The organism is Pedobacter steynii, from assembly GCF_001721645.1.
Lineage (GTDB): Bacteria > Bacteroidota > Bacteroidia > Sphingobacteriales > Sphingobacteriaceae > Pedobacter > Pedobacter steynii_A.
On sequence record NZ_CP017141.1, the window covers coordinates 1,230,419 to 1,247,281 of the forward strand.

Sequence of the window (16,863 nt, forward strand, 5' to 3'; positions counted from 1 at the left end):
CGTTATTTTTTATTTATTACAAAGTCAATCTCAAGTTCATACCAAATGACCTTACCGATGGGATACTGTTAAACTCAACACCTTCACCTGCACCACCTCCATTAAAGAAGTTAAGCTCAGGATCTACATGAGGGACGTGGCTTTTGATCAACCATAAGTTCCTTCCCTCTACACCAAGCTCCATACCTCTGATGAAAGAAGATTTAAAAACTGATGCTGGAATAGCGTAAGAGAATCTAACTTCTCTAAGTTTAACAAAACCTGCATCAAATACATTTCCTTCAGAATTTTTTGTATCTGATTCCCATGCCCAGTAATTCTGGCTCTTTACTTCTTTTGTGTTTGGCACATACTGTCCGTCTTTTAAAACTACACCAGGGGTAATCATGTTCGCTCTGTCGCCACCGGTTTCTTTAGCTAAACCTGAACCTCTTAGGTTAGCAACTGTTCCAGAATAGAACACACCACCTTTACGGATGTCTAACAAGGCACTAAGATTGAATCCTTTATAGCTGAAATTATTGTTAATTCCCAAAGTCCAGTCAGCATATAGGTTTCCTAAACGCTTTCCTGCAACAACCTTTTTTAGACCGCTTTCTGCATCAACCACAAAGTTTCCATTAGGATCTCTTTCCCATACGCTGCCATAAAGACCAAAAGATTGCCCTACTTCAGCCTTAACTGACAATCCACTATAACCACTGGCTACACTGTATTCTTTAAGTGCTCCCAGGTCATTTACTTTCTGTTTGTTCTTTCCAAATTGAAAATCTACTGACCAGCTAAAATCTTTTGTTTTTAATGGGATAACGTTTAACGCGATTTCAATACCCTTGTTCTGGATCTCACCAACGTTCATGTATCTTGCATAGTATCCTGTTGAAGGAGCCACATCAATTGAAATCAATTGATTATTGGTTACGGTGTTGTAGTATCCAAAGTCAAGACCAATACGATTATTTAAGAATTTCAACTCTGTACCGAATTCATAAGAATTCTGTTTCTGTGGTTTTAGCTCACTATTAGGTCTCACTCTTGGCGACGTAAAAGCTGTAGTAATCGGGCCTGCAGGGAAAACAATTGCAGTACTGTTTACATATTGTAAAAACACAGTCGAAACCGGTGTGAAAGTATAATCAAGGTTATAAGGCAATGCATCACTTCCAACCTGAGCCCAACTTGCTCTTAATTTACCGAAACTTAACCAATCCATGTTTTTCTCTTTCAGCAATTCAGTGAAAACAAAGGATGCGTTAACTGACGGATAGAAATAAGATCTTGAATTTGTTGGAAGAGTAGAAGACCAGTCATTTCTACCAGTCACACTTAAATACAAGAAATCTTTATAGCTCGCACTTAAATCACCATAAAGACCCAGGATTCTTCTCTTGCTAAATCCAAGTGTTGGATTTTTTGCCGCAGCATTAGTATAATTATATAACTGATCAATGGTTAAACCGGATGCCTCAACTTGCGAAGTCTGAATCAGGCGCTGATTAATGTTACCACCAACGATTAATTTCAATTTAACATTCTCGATAAGGTTATTTTGCTCAATGGTTGCCATAAGGTCATCATTGATTTGCTTACTCAGGCCATCATAGTTAGTGAATTTACCTTGCATGAAGCCTGCAGTTCCTTTACGAACCAATAAGGATCTTTTTTCTGTAGTAACATCCAAACCAAAGTTGTTGGTTACGGTAATCCAATCCACAGGTTTATAGTTTAATACATAGGTACCGATGAATCTATCAACAGAATTACTGTTTCTGTTATAGTTCATTACCCAGAATGGGTTATTTCCGTTACGGGTTGGGGTTAAAAAGTTTTGATTACCTGTAATTGGATCCTCGTAGTTGTCTCTTAACTGATCAATATCAACTGTTCTCGGCAAACCGAAAATAGTAGAGATAATGGAGTTGGTATTATTTGAGCTCTGTGCAGGCCTTCCGTCTGATTTGATATTAGTATATGATCCTGTAAATCTGGAAGAAAGCTTTTTGCTAAAGTCTCTTCCTGCGTTTAAAGACAAAGTGTACCTGTCTAATTTTGATTTAGGAATAATCCCTTTATCATTAGCACTTGAAAAACTCACCCTATAATCAGATCCTTCTCCTCCTCCGGAAAATGCGATGTTATTCATCGTAGAAAAACCGGTCTGGAAATAATCTTTAACGTTATTTGGATAAGCTTGCAAAGTTACCTGTTGACCCAGGAAATTAGGGAATTGCTGATTCTGAACGTCAGAAATTCTTGGTCCCCAGCCATTAGTTGCGGTCAAAGCATATACTCCCTGGTTACCCTGAGCATATTCGTTTTGAAATTCCGGTAAAATTAAAGGGTTGTCAAAACGTACTGAAGAGTTGATGCTGATCGCACTTTTCGCCCCTTTACTTCCTCTTTTTGTTGTAATTACAATCGCTCCATCTTTTGCTCTTGAACCATATAGTGCAGTAGCGGCAGCTCCTTTAAGAATAGTCATTGACTCGATATCATCAGAGCTTAAATCTCCCATACGGTTTCCAAAATCGACGTTATTAGCCGTCGTTCCACCTGCAGAGTTAGATTCACTTACTGATAACCCGTCAATCACATAAAGCGGTGATCCACCTTCGAGTGAGTTTACTCCACGGATAACGACCTTTGTAGATCCACCTACTGTTCCCGACTGAGAGTTTACCCTTACACCAGCAGCCTTACCCGCTAAAGAGTTAAGAACATTTGTTTCGCGGGCTTTTGTTAATTCCTCAGATTTAATTGTTGAAGCACTGTACCCAAGAGATTTTTTTTCTCTGGAAATACCCATTGCAGTTACTACAACTTCACCTAAAACTTTTGAATCCGTTGCTAATACCACATTAATCACGTTTGTGGCTCCTACTGTCTTAGTTTGGGAAGCATATCCAATTGAGGAAAACTCAAGTGACGCCTCTGCAGAGGCAATTTTAATAGAGTATTTACCATCTGCACCGGTCATGGCTCCTGTAGATGTACCCTTAACCCGTACACTTACACCAGGCAATGGTAACCCATCGTCTTTTCCTGTAACTGCACCAGTAATAGTTCGTTGTGCCATTGCTGAAGATGCAAAGAGCAAGAACACGAACAAACTTTGTAGAAGTTTTTTCATAAAAATATAAAATTTAGGTTAATTAAGGCGCCAAATATAGGATTTTTGTCATATTAGCATAATTTAATGTCAATCTAAGACAATTGAATGACAAACTATATCAATGAAGAAAAATAAATAACCCAAATATAATTTTGAAAAAAAACATTATTCAGGTTATTATTTTAAAAAAAGCACAGGAACAGCAAGAATCGTACAAAAACAAACGAAATCGCTGTATTTGTAACAAATTCAAACAAATAATCACTACTTAATTTGTAGGATAAATTTGGATTTTAAGTCCAAAAATGGAGATTTAGTTAATCGACTAGAAATAAGGCATTTAAAAAGAGTTGCTTCCCATTTTCCCAAAAAGAGCGAAAAAGCACATCGCTACCCAGGTAAACAACTGCCCCTTTTCCTATAGATTGCACTCCGAATACCATCCCGGAGCTGAGTTTTTTTATGACATTTTTACCGGCAACACCGGCCATATAACTCCCTGTTTTTAAAACACCTACATTCCACCCTCTGCTTAGGTTTTCGTAAATTTTATCATCCGTTTTCAAAGCATAGTAATAAGCCCCTAAGCCTGCAGAAAGTGGATGGCTATGGTCCAGATGAACTTTGAAAATTGCACCAGGAATTACTTCTGCCAAGTCTTCTTTCTTTCTTTTTGCATATTCAGTGGAATTGACCCCGGAAGGATCTTCTTTTGGAAATTCTTTTCTTTTAATTTCGAAGGGCTTGGCCTCGTTAACATTTAAGATGGCATCTTCGAAAAGAATTACCTTTCCTCCAACTTTTAACCAATCTTCCAGTTTGCCTGCCACTTCATCCCCATATGCACCATCGGGAATAACTAAGACATTGATTTTATTGATATCGAGATTGCCAATATTTTTTGCCTCAATTAAACTAACCGGATAACTGAGTTCCTGTTCAAAAAAGTGCCATATTTCCCCTACATTCTGAGACGAGCTCTCAGGCCCTGCCACAACAGCAACTTTCGGCGTATTGAGCATCCGGTAAGAAGAGGACCCAAAATCTTTTCCTTTATCTACAAAGCCCCCGGAAGCAGGATAAAATGACATTTTCAATCTTCTTTCTATTGCCGTAATTCTTTCTTGTAAATCCAGGATATTCCGTTCGTTTTCTGTTCTATAAACCAACAGCGAGCCGATAGAAAAATTGCGGTTACCAAGTGTAAATGCATCCTCCGCAATCCGGACTTTTATATTCTCCTTTTGTAAAGCAATCAATACCTGTGCATCCTCAATAGAATTCCAGGGAAAAATCCAGGCATAGGGCTTTTCAACCACTGGAAAGACCTCCTTGAATTCGTCCATCGCCAAGTATTTACCCTTTACAGACTCTGTGGTAGCGTAGGCAGGAAGACCGTAAGCGTAAGGTAGTGCCCAGGCGGTAATATCGTAGGTATTCGAATCACTCACAGAAGTTTGGGGTTCCAGCAAAACATTCGCAAGGACCGCCTTGGCCTGTTGAAGATTAACCACCAGGTCATTCCGCTCTATTCTAAAGTTTTCATTTTTTTGCGTTTCAAAGCTATATCCGTTTAAGGACCTATCCGATCCGAAAGCATACTCAATCCTGTTATTCCTCAAAAGATTAACCATTCTTTTCATTCGGCTTTTATTCTGCGCCTTAATTACGTAGGTTTTATAAAGTCCCGGAGGCGAAACAACTGCATTTTCAAAGTATTTCTTAAACTCTTCAACCAATTTATCCGCATGTAGGGAAACCGTCTCAAGCGTTGCCATTCCACTTGTGAAATGATGATCAATCCTATCTTTCAACGTTAGCGTATCCCCATCAAGTGTAACTACCGATAAACCCGCACTAATCCCTCCCTGCTCATAAGTCATACCTATCGCTCCGTTGTACAAAGGATACGTATCTCCATAAGAAGGGTATAATAAATCAAATTGCTCTTTTGTAAAATATTGCCAGCCATTCTGATCAAAATACTTTGCATTATTCTTTCCGACAGTAATTTGGAAATTCCTTTGCCACGGAGTGATATCCTGATGGATCGGCTCTGCCGCTGGTGCAAAATAATAGGGCTCATTATAACTCTGTTCATGAAAATCTACATGTACTTCGGGCATCCAATCATGGTATAAAGCCAATCGTTGCTGGGTTTCTACCTGGGATTGCCATGCCCAATCTCTGTTCAAATCAAAATAATAATGGTTTGACCGTCCTCCCGGCCATGGCTCGATATGTTCTCTTGACATTGGATTGGAGTTCGGTTTAAACCCTGTTGCCGCCCCAAAGAAATTCACATAGCGCTCTCTTCCATCCGGATTGAGACATGGATCAATAATAACCACCGTATTTTTTAACCAGTTTTGAATATTTGTCGTTTTGGGATCTGCCAAAGTATATAGCATCCTAAGGGCCGTTTCGGTAGAACTGGCCTCGTTGCCATGTACATTATAGCTCAACCATAGTATAGCGGGCTGTTTTGATTTGGAAGACATCTTCTCCGCATTACTCATGCTGACATTATTCTTTCTGATGGTCTCCAGGTTATCCATGTTTTCCTTTCCTGAGATGATCGCTACCAGGAGATCCCTACCCTCATAAGTTTTTCCGTATTTATGGATTTTGACATTTTTATTCGCTCCCCCGATATATTTAAAATATTCCAGCACTTTATAATGAGGCGTAAAGCGGCTTCCTAAACTATAGCCAAGAAAGTCGTCAGGCGACTTTATCTGTGCTTCAACGGACTTTTCAACAAAAAACAGGAATAAAAAGGAGAGCAAAAAATATTTCATAACCAGCAATTAAGACTCCAAAATACTAAAGAATATTTTTTGTTTCTCTTTCATAGTGTAATTTTACCGTATCAATTAGATTTACGCATATGCCAACTATCAATTCCCTGTATCAACATTTTCTGAATTACCCTACGATATGCACCGATACAAGAAGCATTACTAAAGACTGTCTGTTCTTTGCCCTCAAAGGCGAGAATTTTGATGCAAACTCTTTTGCAATGCAGGCTTTAACAAATGGGGCCGCCTATGTAATCATTGACAATCCTGAATACCTGAAGAATGACCGTTGCATCCTTGTCCCAGATGTGTTGTCTGCTTTACAGGACCTTGCGAGATACCACCGCTCCACATTAAACATTCCTGTAATCGGACTAACCGGCAGCAATGGAAAAACTACCACCAAAGAACTGGTTAATGCAGTATTATCAGAAAAGTATAAAACCTTTGCCACCAAAGGGAACCTGAATAATCATATCGGAGTTCCACTTTCTTTACTTTCCATTGATGCTAATGTCGAAATTGCCGTAATCGAAATGGGGGCAAACCATCAGAAAGAAATCGAATTTCTCTGCAGTATAGCGCAACCGACCCATGGTTTGATCACAAACATAGGCATGGCCCATTTAGATGGTTTTGGAGGCTTTGAAGGAGTAAAGAAAGGAAAAGCAGAGTTATATGCTTACCTGAAAAACAATCATGGTACAGCATTTATAAACAGGGACAATCACTACCTGCTGGAAATGGCTGCTGCGACAAGCTTAAATAAAGTGATTTATTATGGAACAGCACCTGGGAATCAGGTATCAGGTGCACTCTTAAAGACCGATCCGTTTCTGGAGCTTTCCTGGACAGGCCAGAAAGGAAGTCACCAGACCCAAACGAACCTTACCGGATCGTACAATTTCGAAAACATCCTCGCGGCAATATGTCTTGGAGAATTCTTTGAACTTCAGGCCCGGCAAATTAACGACGGACTTTCTGGTTATCAACCCAGGAATAACCGTTCTCAACTTACCCGGACGGAAAAGAACACTGTCATCTGCGATTTCTACAACGCAAATCCGAGTAGTATGACCGCAGCACTGGCCAATATAAATGCCCTGACCTCAAATCATAAAGTGGCTATTATCGGAGATATGTTTGAGCTTGGAAAGGAATCACCGGAACAACATCGTCTGATCATTTCCGAAGCAGAAAAAACAAACGTAGAAACCCTTGTATTTATAGGAAAGGACTTCTACGAAGCTAAAGGACAGCATAGAGGACATTTTTTTCAGACCCCTTCTGAGGCGCAGAGTTTTCTTGAAAAAACGGCATTAAGTGACTGTCTTATATTGCTGAAAGGGTCTAGGGGAATGGCACTGGAACGCTTGCTCCCTTACCTGTAAACATCAGATGAAACTTTCGTCAGGATGTTCGATAGATTATGCTTACTTTGATATTACAGACACCTTAATTCCGGCATCACTAATTTCCTTCAGTGGATTATCCCGCATGTTTTGCTCTATCTCCAACTCATATTTTCCGGCTTTAGGAAACTTATAGCCGGAAAGAAGCGGCAAAGTATAGGTGTAAAGATTTCCGGACCCCGAGCCATTCCATTGTCCGTCAGGTTGCGCAAGCCGATATTCATAACGCCGGCTGCTTCTCTTTTGTCCTGGTTCCCGTAAATGAAACAAAACGAAAATATTGGAATAGCCATAATCAGCAGTATGGCGTAATTTAAAGTAGATGTTATAAGATTTCGCAGCATCTGTAACCTCTATAACAGCTTTCACCTTATTTACGTAACTCCAGTTTCTGGAAGGCATGGAGATGTTATTGTCAATAATATTATTGGTATCGCAACCACTAAAAAAAGTGATTGCAATACCAGCAACAAGCAATAGAAATGCTTTGAAATTATTCATTTTTAGGCTTATCCGTTGGTTTCTTTCTGCGGTTATTATTTCTGTTCCTATTGTTCCTGTTCGGCTTTACCGCGGCACCATCTACGGGCGTTGCTGATACCGGATTCGGTACTTTAGGCTGAGCATCTGTTGCTGCAGGCTGCCCCTTAGGCTGTACTTTAGCAGTAGTCTGGCCGCTCTGATTATTCTTATTGCCCTCCGTACGAGGTTTACCCTGTTGCCCGGATTTAACCTGCTTCTCAGGTCTGTTCGCATTGCCGTTGTTTCTTTGCTCTCCGTTGCGGTTATTCCCTGATCTGTTATTATTACGGTTTCCTTTATTTTTTGGTTTATCATCCAGGCGTGTTAAGCTGTCCTGTCCAACCACATTTTCATAATCAGGGGTCTTCTCAATCACGATAGCAGGCGCCAATTCTACAGCCTCCTCTTTAAGGTTATTTGGTTTCAACCCCTTTTTATTCATGGCCATGATTTCTTTTACACGGTCCACTTTTAAAGGAATCCAGTCTTCCATATTCGGATAACTAAACCACATTAATTTCTTAAAAATATCTGTTTTCTGATGGCGCGCAATCCCAATTTCAGTCTGTAAATTATCAACACGATCAGGAATATCCTTTAAGGCATCCAGATAAGTATCCAGTTCATAATTTAAGCAGCATTTCAGCTTTCCACATTGTCCGGCAAGCTTCAATGTATTCAAAGATAAATTCTGATACCTGGCAGCTGCAGTAGAAACTGTTTTAAAGTTTGTTAGCCAGGTAGAACAGCACAATTCACGACCACAAGAACCAATCCCTCCCAATCTACCAGCTTCCTGCCTCATTCCAATCTGGCGCATTTCAATTCTGATGCGGAAAGTCTCGGCCATCTTCTTGATCAGCTCCCGAAAGTCAACGCGGCCTTCAGCGGTATAAAAGAAAGTTGCCTTAGTTTTATCTCCCTGATAATCAACATCACTGATTTTCATCGATAAGCGCAAGTCCAAAGCAAGAGTTCTTGCTTTGTGCATGGTTTCCCATTCGAGCCCTTTAGCAATTTTCCATTTTTCTACATCAGCTTCTGTAGCTTTCCTGTAAATTTTACGGGTCACCTGATCAATCGGGGTTTTCCGGCGTTTCATCTGCATCCGGACTAATTCTCCCGTCAGGGAAATATGACCGATGTCATAACCTCCTGTAGGACCTTCAACAGCAACCAACTCTCCTATTTCAAGATAAATATTGTCATTGTTCAGGAAAAACTCTTTTCTTGCGCCTTTAAACTTAACTTCTACAACTTGAAAAGGTATATAATTTGAGGGCATATCTAAATTCGACAGCCAATCGTAAACTTCTAATTTCTGACAGCCTCCGGTAAGGCATGAGCCATTACTTTTGCAGCCCGAGGGGGCGCAACCGCCACCTGTAGAACAACTTCCACATCCCATAGTTAATTGTATATATATTGAGTCCCTTTCGGGAGCGTTTTAAACTTAATTATTTTTACCAATTGTAAAGATACATCTAAAAACAGAATTTTAGGGTTTGCGTTTCTTTCAATATGGTAATGCGCCCGCTCCAGTTCCTGAATAATAGCCTCTGCCATCCCCAGATCCAGAACATGGTTACTTAGCTTTTTTGCGGTGTCTAACGTTCTTCCAGGCAGTTTTACCAGCGCTTCAGCACCACTCAGCAAAAGACTGCACTCCCTTAAAAAGTTAATTCCGTATTTTAAAAAATTCTTTTGATTTTCTCTTCCCCATCCTGCTGCCTGATCTACAAAAACAGTCAGGTCCAGAACACGGTTACCATATCCCATCCTTAACCACTCTGCGAATTTATCAGCATTTTCGTTTTGCGTATTGGCAACTAACAATTTGGCATCAATCAGATTTCCATCTGCTAAAAAACTATATTCAGTTGCCTGTTCTTCTGGCAAACCATGTTTTTCCATCAGATAATGCTCAATAACTGCATTAGAAAGTTTGGGAATTTTAACAATTTGGGTACGCGACAGGAGTGTTGACAAGATTTGTTCCTGATTATTGGCCACCAATAAGAATAAAGTATTTTTTGGTGGTTCCTCGATAATCTTCAACAAGGAATTTCCTTCTTTATCCAAATATTCAGGAAGCCACATGATGAGGACTTTCGTCTCTGCTTCAAAAGCTTTATAACTCAGTTTTTTTATAATGTCATGACATTCGGCAATATTGATATTGGCCTGCTTGTTCTCAGCACTTAGCTTGGAACGCCAGATATCCATATCAAAATATGCGTCTTCCAATAACATAGCCCTCCATTCATCCAATACATCCACGGCAATCCGGGCGTCTTTAGAAGCAAAAAAAGGATAGGAAAAATGCAGGTCCGGATGAATATACCGTTCATATTTCCGACAGGAAGAACAGACTCCACAGCTGTCCTCAGCCTGCTTATCCAGGCAATTTAAGTATTGAGCATAGGCAATAGCCATAGGTAAAGCGCCACTCCCTTCGCTCGATAGAAACAATTGGGCATGACTCACCCTGTTTTCGGCAACTGTTTGTATCAGTTGCGCCTTAATCTCCTCCTGCCCGATGATATCTTTAAATTGCATTTGGTGCAAAATAACAATTTTTTAGATTATTGATTTGCATATTTGCATTTATGCCTAGAATTCTAGCTTTTGACTACGGAACCAAACGGATCGGAATTGCCGTGACAGACCCCCTGCAAATTATCGCAACGGGACTGGACACCATACATCCTAAGGATATCATTGAATACCTGAAAAAATACTTTTTAACCGAGCAGGTAGAGGCCTTTGTGATCGGCGATCCTAAACAAATGGATGGCTCTCCATCTGATTCCGCACAGCATGTGAAAGGGTTTTCGAAAATTTTAAGAAGAAATTTTCCCGACATCCCTCAGTTCTGGATCGATGAGCGCTTTACCTCTAAACTGGCACACCAGGCTATCATGCAGAGCGGCCTCAAAAAACAAGACCGTCAAAACAAGGATCGGGTCGATACCATTGCAGCGACAATCATTCTGCAATATTTTATGGAGCAGCCCCGTTTATAGAACAACAATAAGAATGCTTAAAATATAACTATGAGCCTGATTAATGAAGATATGCAGCAGTTGCTGCTCAATTACTGTGAGCCAGAAAGCGAGTTACTCAAAAAGATAGATCGGGAAACCAACCTTAAAGTGCTGATGCCAAGAATGCTCTCCGGACATTACCAAGGGAGGGTACTAAGCATGTTGAGCAAAATGATCCGTCCTGACAGGATTCTGGAAGTCGGGACCTTTACCGGATATGCAACAATCTGCCTTGCAGAAGGATTAACAGAAACAGGCATCATTTATACCCTGGATATCAACGAAGAATTAGAGGAAATGGTTCGACGTAATTTTGCTGAATCTCCAGATGCGGAGAAAATCAAATATATCCTGGGCGATGCAACCAAGACAGTCCATGAACTTCAGGAAACTTTTGACCTTGTATTTATCGATGCAGACAAAAAGAACAATGGTACTTATTATGATCTCATTTTCGATCGTGTGAGGCCAGGAGGGCTTATTATCGTCGATAACGTATTATGGAGCGGCAAGGTTCTGAATAGCAATCCCGATAACGACACTAAAAATATTACTACATTTAATGATAAAATCGCGGCTGATACCCGTGTAGAAAAAATGATCCTTCCCGTCAGGGACGGCTTATTTATCATCAGAAAAAAATAGAATATGATTAAAAAACTATTGTGGGTTTGGCTCAGCGTCACTTTTATAAGTTTTGCTGCCCGGGCACAAAGTACGGAAGATTATATTGCTGAACGCCTTTCATATGCACAGGAGCTGATGCGGGAACATAAGATTCCAGCGAGTATTATTCTTGCTATTGCCATTCACGAATCAGCAGCAGGTCAAAGCAAAATTGCCCGCTATATGAATAACCATTTCGGCGTAAAGGGCCCCAATACAAATGAGGAAATCCGATCTGCCTATAGGGATTACCCCACAATAGAAGAATCCTATGACCATTTTATTGAATTTCTAAAAAGCAGGTCTTCTTTTAGTCCTTTATTTGAAAAGTATGACCAGTATGATTATCGTGGCTGGGCGAGAGGAATTCAGCGTGGAGGTTACGCAAGAAGCCGTTCCTGGGCCTCACAAGTAGTTGGGTTAATCAAAAAATACGAGCTTTATCAATATGATGAGAGGCCCGACGATTATATAGAACCGGCAGTTGTGGTCTCTACAAAATCAAGAAAAAGATCCGGAAGTAGCTCCTCCGGAAAAAGATATACAGTTAAAGCAGGAGATAATTTAAGTACAATTGCAAAACGTAACCGTACCACTGCCAAAGCGATCATGAATAAAAACGGATTAAAGAGTTCAAACCTAAAGCCCGGACAAAAAATAAGACTATAATGAACAAAAGAATATTCCTCCTTGCCCTGATTGTCCCATTCTTCTTTGCTTGTAAGACGAGAAAATACAGTAAAAATAATAAGGCGATTGAGAAAGCTGCAAACAAAGCGAACCCAAACATTCCATCCTATACCACGCTTAATTATATTGAAACCTTCAAATCTGTAGCAATTGAAGAAATGAATGCTTACGGGATTCCTGCAAGCATTACCCTTGCACAGGGCATTATTGAATCCGGTAGCGGCAACAGTAGTCTGGCTAAATATGCCAACAACCATTTCGGGATAAAATGTACCTCGGAATGGAAAGGAAAAGCTTATTACAAAGATGATGATAAAAGCAACGACTGTTTCAGAGTCTATAAAGACGCCCGGGAATCCTATAAAGATCATTCTGAGTTTCTTAAAAGAAAACGTTACAGCTTTTTGTTTGAGTTGGATAAAAACGACTATAAAAACTGGGCCTATGGATTAAAACAGGCAGGGTATGCAACGAATCCAAGGTACCCGGCTATGTTGATCAGTACGATCGAAAAATACGAGTTGCATCAGTACGACCAATCGGAATCAGAAAAAGAAAAGTTGAAGAGAGAAGACAAAATCTTTTCAGAGATCAATGCCAACATCCCGCAGGAAAAGAAAAAATTTACACCGGTAGCCACTCCGCCTTCAAAACAAGTAATCACTACGCCAACGGATACCTCAGCTATTGTAAAGCCAACGGTCATCGGCTCTGTTATTCCCGCTGCCCCGGCAGAAAAGGTATACACCGTGCAGAAAGGAGATACACTTTATAACTTATCCAAACGATTCAACATCAGTATAGAAGATATAAAAACGCTGAATAACCTTACAGAAGAAGGTATCAAAATCGGGCAAAAGCTTGTCTTAGTTAAATAATGTTAATATTTAATCTGCGGATATAGATATCTTGTAATTTTGTACGCTGATGAAATATCTAGGTTTATTCTTATTGTTTTCTTTTTTGAGCCTTAAAATTTTTGGACAGAATTCAGGAGTACAGGGCTTTGTTGTGGACAAAGATTCGAAACTTCGTCTGGCAAAGGTTTATATCTACAATTCTACCAATGATGAAGGAATTTACAATACTCCAAAGGGAGAATTTGCGATAAAAGCGACAGTTGGAGATACCTTGTTTGCGGTACTACAAGGATATGCTCTAGATACGATTGTATATAAAGGCCAGAAAGCGGTTTATTTTCAATTGAAATCCTTAGGGATTAACTTGAGAGAAGTTGCCATCATCGGAGATAAATATACGCCCAGAGAACGCCACGAAAAATCCTTAAAGGAATATAAATATGCCCTGGATAAAGGAAAAGCAAAAGACTTGCTTAACCTTGGAATGGGAGGTGTAGGCTTGGGGATCGACGCGATTTACAACCTGCTCAGCAGGGACGGAAAAAATGCGAGACATTTACAGAAAATTCTGGAAAGAGATTATAAAGAAGCCATAATTGACTATAGATTTAAGCCAGAATATGTGAAAAGAACCCTGCATATCGGAGACTTTGAAGCAGAAGATTTTATGCAACAATACCGGCCCACTTATCAGTTTGCTTTAACGGCGTCTGATTATGCTTTTATTGTTTTTGTGAGAAATAGCTATGCCAGCTATAAGCGAAATCCCGCCGCTTTCAGGTTGCAGCCCCTGCCCAAATTAACCATTGACCAGTTTTGAGGTTTTTCTTTTTGATATGCCCCCGTTTGTCTGCCAATGCCATGGCAATATTCCCTTTTATTATTTTGCAGAATAAACACCAAAAGGCAAATAAGGCATTAGTCAATCATGAACGGATCCATCTCCGCCAGCAACTGGAACTGCTGATCATTCCATTTTATCTGTTATATATCCTCAACTACCTCGTCAATCTGATTCGTTTTAGAAACCATTACCTTGCTTATTTCAATATTCGCTTTGAAAGAGAAGCCTACGCTAATGAGAATGACCTGGGCTACCTGTCCCGGAGAAAGCTATTCTCCTGGTTCCGTTATCATTCCCAAATGACTTAGTTTCCGCTCATTCTGCAATTAGTTTGCTATTAAACTTTTAATAAGCAACATTTTTGTTTTTCTTTGTAGGAATGAAGATTTTTTATGCCAGCTTATTATTGGTTTTTGTCGTATCCATAAATACCTTATCTGCACAGGAGGTAGATACCATTCCAATTGATACTAAAGGTTTAGACATCAAACTAAAACGTAGTCCTCTACCTTCCAGAACAGGAAATTTAATTTTTAAGCCCGTAACCCTTTCTCCTGTCGTCGTTGATGAGAAAGTAAATTACTGGAAAACAAAGACAGCCATAGGGATCAATGTGAATCAGGCTACCTTTTCAAATAACTGGAAAGGCGGTGGTGTAAATTCACTGGCTGTTGGTGGACTGGTTAACTATAAAGCAGAATATAGTAAAGAAAATTATAGCTACGTAAGCGAGGTAATCCTGGAATATGGGAAAATCAAAAATAAAGATCAACTGCAGAAGAAAACCAGAGACCGGATCTTTTGGGATAACAAAGCGGCCATACAAATGTCTAAAAACTGGTATTTCTTTGCTTCCATAAACTTTGAATCTCAATTTGATAAAGGATTTAAATATGAGATGAAAGATGGCGTTGAGATTCCTACGCAAATTTCCGGATTTATGGCTCCTGGCTATCTGACAGAATCCATGGGTTTTGAGTACAAGCCAAACAAGTATTTTTCTACCAGGATAGGTACCGGTACGGCAAAGCAAACCTTCGTACTGGATAAAAGCATCTTTATAGACAAAACCCCAAAATTTGGTGTAGACTCCGGCAAAACGTTCAGAAATGAGCTGGCCTTCCAGATCGTGAGCAATTTTGAAAAAGAAATCTTCACAAACACCACATTGAAAGCAAGATACCAGATGTTCATTCCCTATGATAGACCATTGGTCCATATAGACCATCGCCTCGATATTTCTCTGACCTCGAAATTAAACAGGTTGATGAATGTTTCCTTAAGCGGCATTGGTTTGATGGATAAGGATACCGACAATAGTATACAAGGGAGTCAGACACTTGCGTTAGGTGTGATGTTTGTCTTCCCACGCTAATACTTTACAAATATTCCCATCTGATTCGGCCAAAATTAATAACTTTGGCTTTTACAAAAAATTGAACACTAAGCATTAAAGAAAATGTTTGAAAATTTACAGGATAAACTAGACCGTGCATTTAAAGTTTTAAAAGGACAAGGCAGTATTACAGAGATCAACGTGGCGGAAACCATGAAAGAAATCCGTAAGGCTTTATTGGATGCCGACGTAAATTACAAAACAGCGAAAAGCTTTACTGATGAGGTAAAAGAGAAAGCGCTGGGCTTAAATGTACTTACGGCTGTTTCTCCAGGTCAGTTACTGACCAAAGTAATGAACGATGAGCTAACTGCCCTAATGGGTGGCGAAGTGACAGAATTAGATCTTAAAACTAATCCAACTATCATACTGATTGCCGGACTGAATGGTGCCGGTAAAACAACTTTCACAGGAAAGCTGGCCAATTACCTGAAAAGTAAAGGCAAAAAACCTTTATTGGTGGCTGGCGATGTGTACCGTCCTGCAGCAATAGATCAGCTACAAATTCTGGGAGAACAAATCGGAGTTCCTGTCTACGCAAATATCGAATCTAAAGATCCTGTAGCAATTGCTCTTGAAGGTATTGCTGAAGGAAAGAAACAGCATAGCAATGTAATTATTATAGATACGGCCGGTCGTTTAGCGATAGACGAGGAGATGATGAACGAAATTGCCGCCGTAAAAGAACATACTAAACCGCACGAAATCCTGTTTGTTGTTGATGCCATGACCGGACAGGATGCGGTTAATACAGCAAAAGCATTTAACGAAAGATTAGACTTTACCGGAGTAGTTTTAACCAAACTGGATGGTGACACCCGCGGTGGTGCCGCCCTATCCATCAAATCGGTAGTGAATAAACCCATTAAATTCATCGGTACCGGTGAAAAAATGGAAGCACTGGATGTGTTCTATCCTGAAAGGATGGCTTCTCGTATCCTGGGCATGGGTGATGTTGTTTCACTTGTTGAACGTGCTCAACAGCAGTTTGACGAGAAAGAAGCGGCGGAACTTCAAAAGAAAATCCGTAAGAATAAATTTGATTTCAACGATTTCTATAGCCAGATTCAACAGATCAAGAAGATGGGTAATATGAAAGACCTGATGGGTATGATTCCTGGTGTCAGCAAAATGATGAAGAACGTGGAGATCGAAGATGATGCTTTTAAGAATGTAGAAGCAATCATTCAATCCATGACTAAATATGAGCGGGAAAACCCAGATAGTATTCAGCAAAGCAGACGTGCCAGGATTGCCAAAGGTTCGGGAAATAAAATTGAGGATGTTACCAAGCTCATCAAGCAATTTGAAGACATGCGTAAAGTGATGAAGCAATTCTCAAATCCTGCTGCCGCTGCAAAAATGATGAAAAACATGCCTAAAATGCCGCAAGGCAGGATGTAAGGTATTCCTTTAAGAAAAGATATCAGCCCGGCCCTAAAGCCGGGCTTTTTATTTTTGCAAAAGCTACCTCCATATGGTATTTGCATATAGATTAGGCAAAACCCCAATT

14 protein-coding genes are annotated in these 16,863 nt (G+C 40.0%); 9 read left to right on the forward strand and 5 right to left on the reverse strand.

Annotated elements, in window-relative coordinates:
• Window positions 1–16: 16 nt before the first annotated feature.
• Both BFS30_RS04875 and BFS30_RS04880 read right to left on the reverse strand, forming a co-directional pair.
• Window positions 17–3,130, reverse strand: coding sequence for a SusC/RagA family TonB-linked outer membrane protein (locus BFS30_RS04875; RefSeq protein WP_083251965.1), 3,114 nt, complete (start codon window positions 3,128–3,130; stop codon window positions 17–19).
• A gap of 299 nt (window positions 3,131–3,429) precedes the next feature.
• Window positions 3,430–5,913 carry a M14 metallopeptidase family protein gene (locus BFS30_RS04880; RefSeq protein ID WP_069378242.1) on the reverse strand — a complete coding sequence of 828 codons (2,484 nt, stop codon included), beginning with the start codon at window positions 5,911–5,913 and terminating at the stop codon, window positions 3,430–3,432.
• 89 nt (window positions 5,914–6,002) lie between these two features.
• Here BFS30_RS04880 and BFS30_RS04885 point away from each other — a divergent pair, with 89 nt between their 5' ends.
• Window positions 6,003–7,304 (forward strand): UDP-N-acetylmuramoyl-tripeptide--D-alanyl-D-alanine ligase, encoded by a 1,302-nt coding sequence (locus BFS30_RS04885; RefSeq protein WP_069378243.1) that lies wholly within the window; start codon window positions 6,003–6,005, stop codon window positions 7,302–7,304.
• Window positions 7,305–7,346: 42 nt separating this feature from the next.
• Here BFS30_RS04885 and BFS30_RS04890 read toward each other — a convergent pair whose 3' ends face one another.
• From BFS30_RS04890 to BFS30_RS04900, 3 genes are read right to left on the reverse strand one after another with little or no spacing between them, the layout of a single operon-like run.
• Window positions 7,347–7,826, reverse strand: coding sequence for a gliding motility lipoprotein GldH (locus BFS30_RS04890; RefSeq protein ID WP_069378244.1), 480 nt, complete (start codon window positions 7,824–7,826; stop codon window positions 7,347–7,349).
• A complete protein-coding gene (locus tag BFS30_RS04895) occupies window positions 7,819–9,255 on the reverse strand; it encodes a PSP1 domain-containing protein (protein ID WP_069378245.1) in 1,437 nt (478 codons plus the stop codon). Before BFS30_RS04895 ends, BFS30_RS04890 begins: the two co-directional genes overlap by 8 nt.
• A 2-nt stretch (window positions 9,256–9,257) precedes the next feature.
• Window positions 9,258–10,406, reverse strand: coding sequence for an ATP-binding protein (locus tag BFS30_RS04900; protein WP_069378246.1), 1,149 nt, complete (start codon window positions 10,404–10,406; stop codon window positions 9,258–9,260).
• A 50-nt stretch (window positions 10,407–10,456) separates the two neighbouring features.
• Between BFS30_RS04900 and ruvX the strand changes: the two genes are divergently transcribed.
• The 8 genes from ruvX (at window position 10,457) to ffh (ending at window position 16,754) form a co-directional block, all read left to right on the forward strand.
• Window positions 10,457–10,873 (forward strand): Holliday junction resolvase RuvX, encoded by a 417-nt coding sequence (gene ruvX / locus BFS30_RS04905; RefSeq protein ID WP_069378247.1) that lies wholly within the window; start codon window positions 10,457–10,459, stop codon window positions 10,871–10,873.
• Between the two features lie 30 nt (window positions 10,874–10,903).
• Window positions 10,904–11,539, forward strand: coding sequence for an O-methyltransferase (locus tag BFS30_RS04910; RefSeq protein ID WP_069378248.1), 636 nt, complete (start codon window positions 10,904–10,906; stop codon window positions 11,537–11,539).
• A 3-nt stretch (window positions 11,540–11,542) separates the two neighbouring features.
• A complete protein-coding gene (locus tag BFS30_RS04915; protein WP_069378249.1) occupies window positions 11,543–12,229 on the forward strand; it encodes a glucosaminidase domain-containing protein in 687 nt (228 codons plus the stop codon).
• A complete protein-coding gene (locus BFS30_RS04920) occupies window positions 12,229–13,128 on the forward strand; it encodes a glucosaminidase domain-containing protein (RefSeq protein ID WP_069378250.1) in 900 nt (299 codons plus the stop codon). The genes BFS30_RS04915 and BFS30_RS04920 overlap by 1 nt, the downstream gene beginning before the upstream one ends.
• Before the next feature lie 85 nt (window positions 13,129–13,213).
• A complete protein-coding gene (locus BFS30_RS04925; protein ID WP_237028710.1) occupies window positions 13,214–13,930 on the forward strand; it encodes a hypothetical protein in 717 nt (238 codons plus the stop codon).
• 65 nt (window positions 13,931–13,995) lie between these two features.
• Complete coding sequence (locus BFS30_RS04930) at window positions 13,996–14,262, forward strand: hypothetical protein (protein WP_335645354.1); 267 nt, start codon at window positions 13,996–13,998, stop codon at window positions 14,260–14,262.
• Window positions 14,263–14,333: 71 nt separating this feature from the next.
• A complete protein-coding gene (locus BFS30_RS04935) occupies window positions 14,334–15,329 on the forward strand; it encodes a DUF3078 domain-containing protein (RefSeq protein ID WP_069378253.1) in 996 nt (331 codons plus the stop codon).
• Window positions 15,330–15,413: 84 nt separating this feature from the next.
• Entirely contained in the window at window positions 15,414–16,754 is a 1,341-nt protein-coding gene (ffh, locus tag BFS30_RS04940; RefSeq protein WP_069378254.1) for a signal recognition particle protein, read from the forward strand.
• Window positions 16,755–16,863: the final 109 nt, after the last annotated feature.

What these genes read in the sequence shown, in the direction of transcription:
- BFS30_RS04920 (WP_069378250.1), top strand. Translation starts at nt 12,229, where the DNA reads ATGAACAAAAGAATATTCCTCCTTGCCCTGATTGTCCCATTCTTCTTT.
- ffh (WP_069378254.1), top strand. Translation starts at nt 15,414, where the DNA reads ATGTTTGAAAATTTACAGGATAAACTAGACCGTGCATTTAAAGTTTTA.
- BFS30_RS04875 (WP_083251965.1), bottom strand. Translation starts at nt 3,130, where the DNA reads ATGAAAAAACTTCTACAAAGTTTGTTCGTGTTCTTGCTCTTTGCATCT.
- BFS30_RS04935 (WP_069378253.1), top strand. Translation starts at nt 14,334, where the DNA reads ATGAAGATTTTTTATGCCAGCTTATTATTGGTTTTTGTCGTATCCATA.
- BFS30_RS04900 (WP_069378246.1), bottom strand. Translation starts at nt 10,406, where the DNA reads ATGCAATTTAAAGATATCATCGGGCAGGAGGAGATTAAGGCGCAACTG.
- ruvX (WP_069378247.1), top strand. Translation starts at nt 10,457, where the DNA reads ATGCCTAGAATTCTAGCTTTTGACTACGGAACCAAACGGATCGGAATT.
- BFS30_RS04885 (WP_069378243.1), top strand. Translation starts at nt 6,003, where the DNA reads ATGCCAACTATCAATTCCCTGTATCAACATTTTCTGAATTACCCTACG.
- BFS30_RS04890 (WP_069378244.1), bottom strand. Translation starts at nt 7,826, where the DNA reads ATGAATAATTTCAAAGCATTTCTATTGCTTGTTGCTGGTATTGCAATC.
- BFS30_RS04915 (WP_069378249.1), top strand. Translation starts at nt 11,543, where the DNA reads ATGATTAAAAAACTATTGTGGGTTTGGCTCAGCGTCACTTTTATAAGT.
- BFS30_RS04880 (WP_069378242.1), bottom strand. Translation starts at nt 5,913, where the DNA reads ATGAAATATTTTTTGCTCTCCTTTTTATTCCTGTTTTTTGTTGAAAAG.
- BFS30_RS04910 (WP_069378248.1), top strand. Translation starts at nt 10,904, where the DNA reads ATGAGCCTGATTAATGAAGATATGCAGCAGTTGCTGCTCAATTACTGT.
- BFS30_RS04895 (WP_069378245.1), bottom strand. Translation starts at nt 9,255, where the DNA reads ATGGGATGTGGAAGTTGTTCTACAGGTGGCGGTTGCGCCCCCTCGGGC.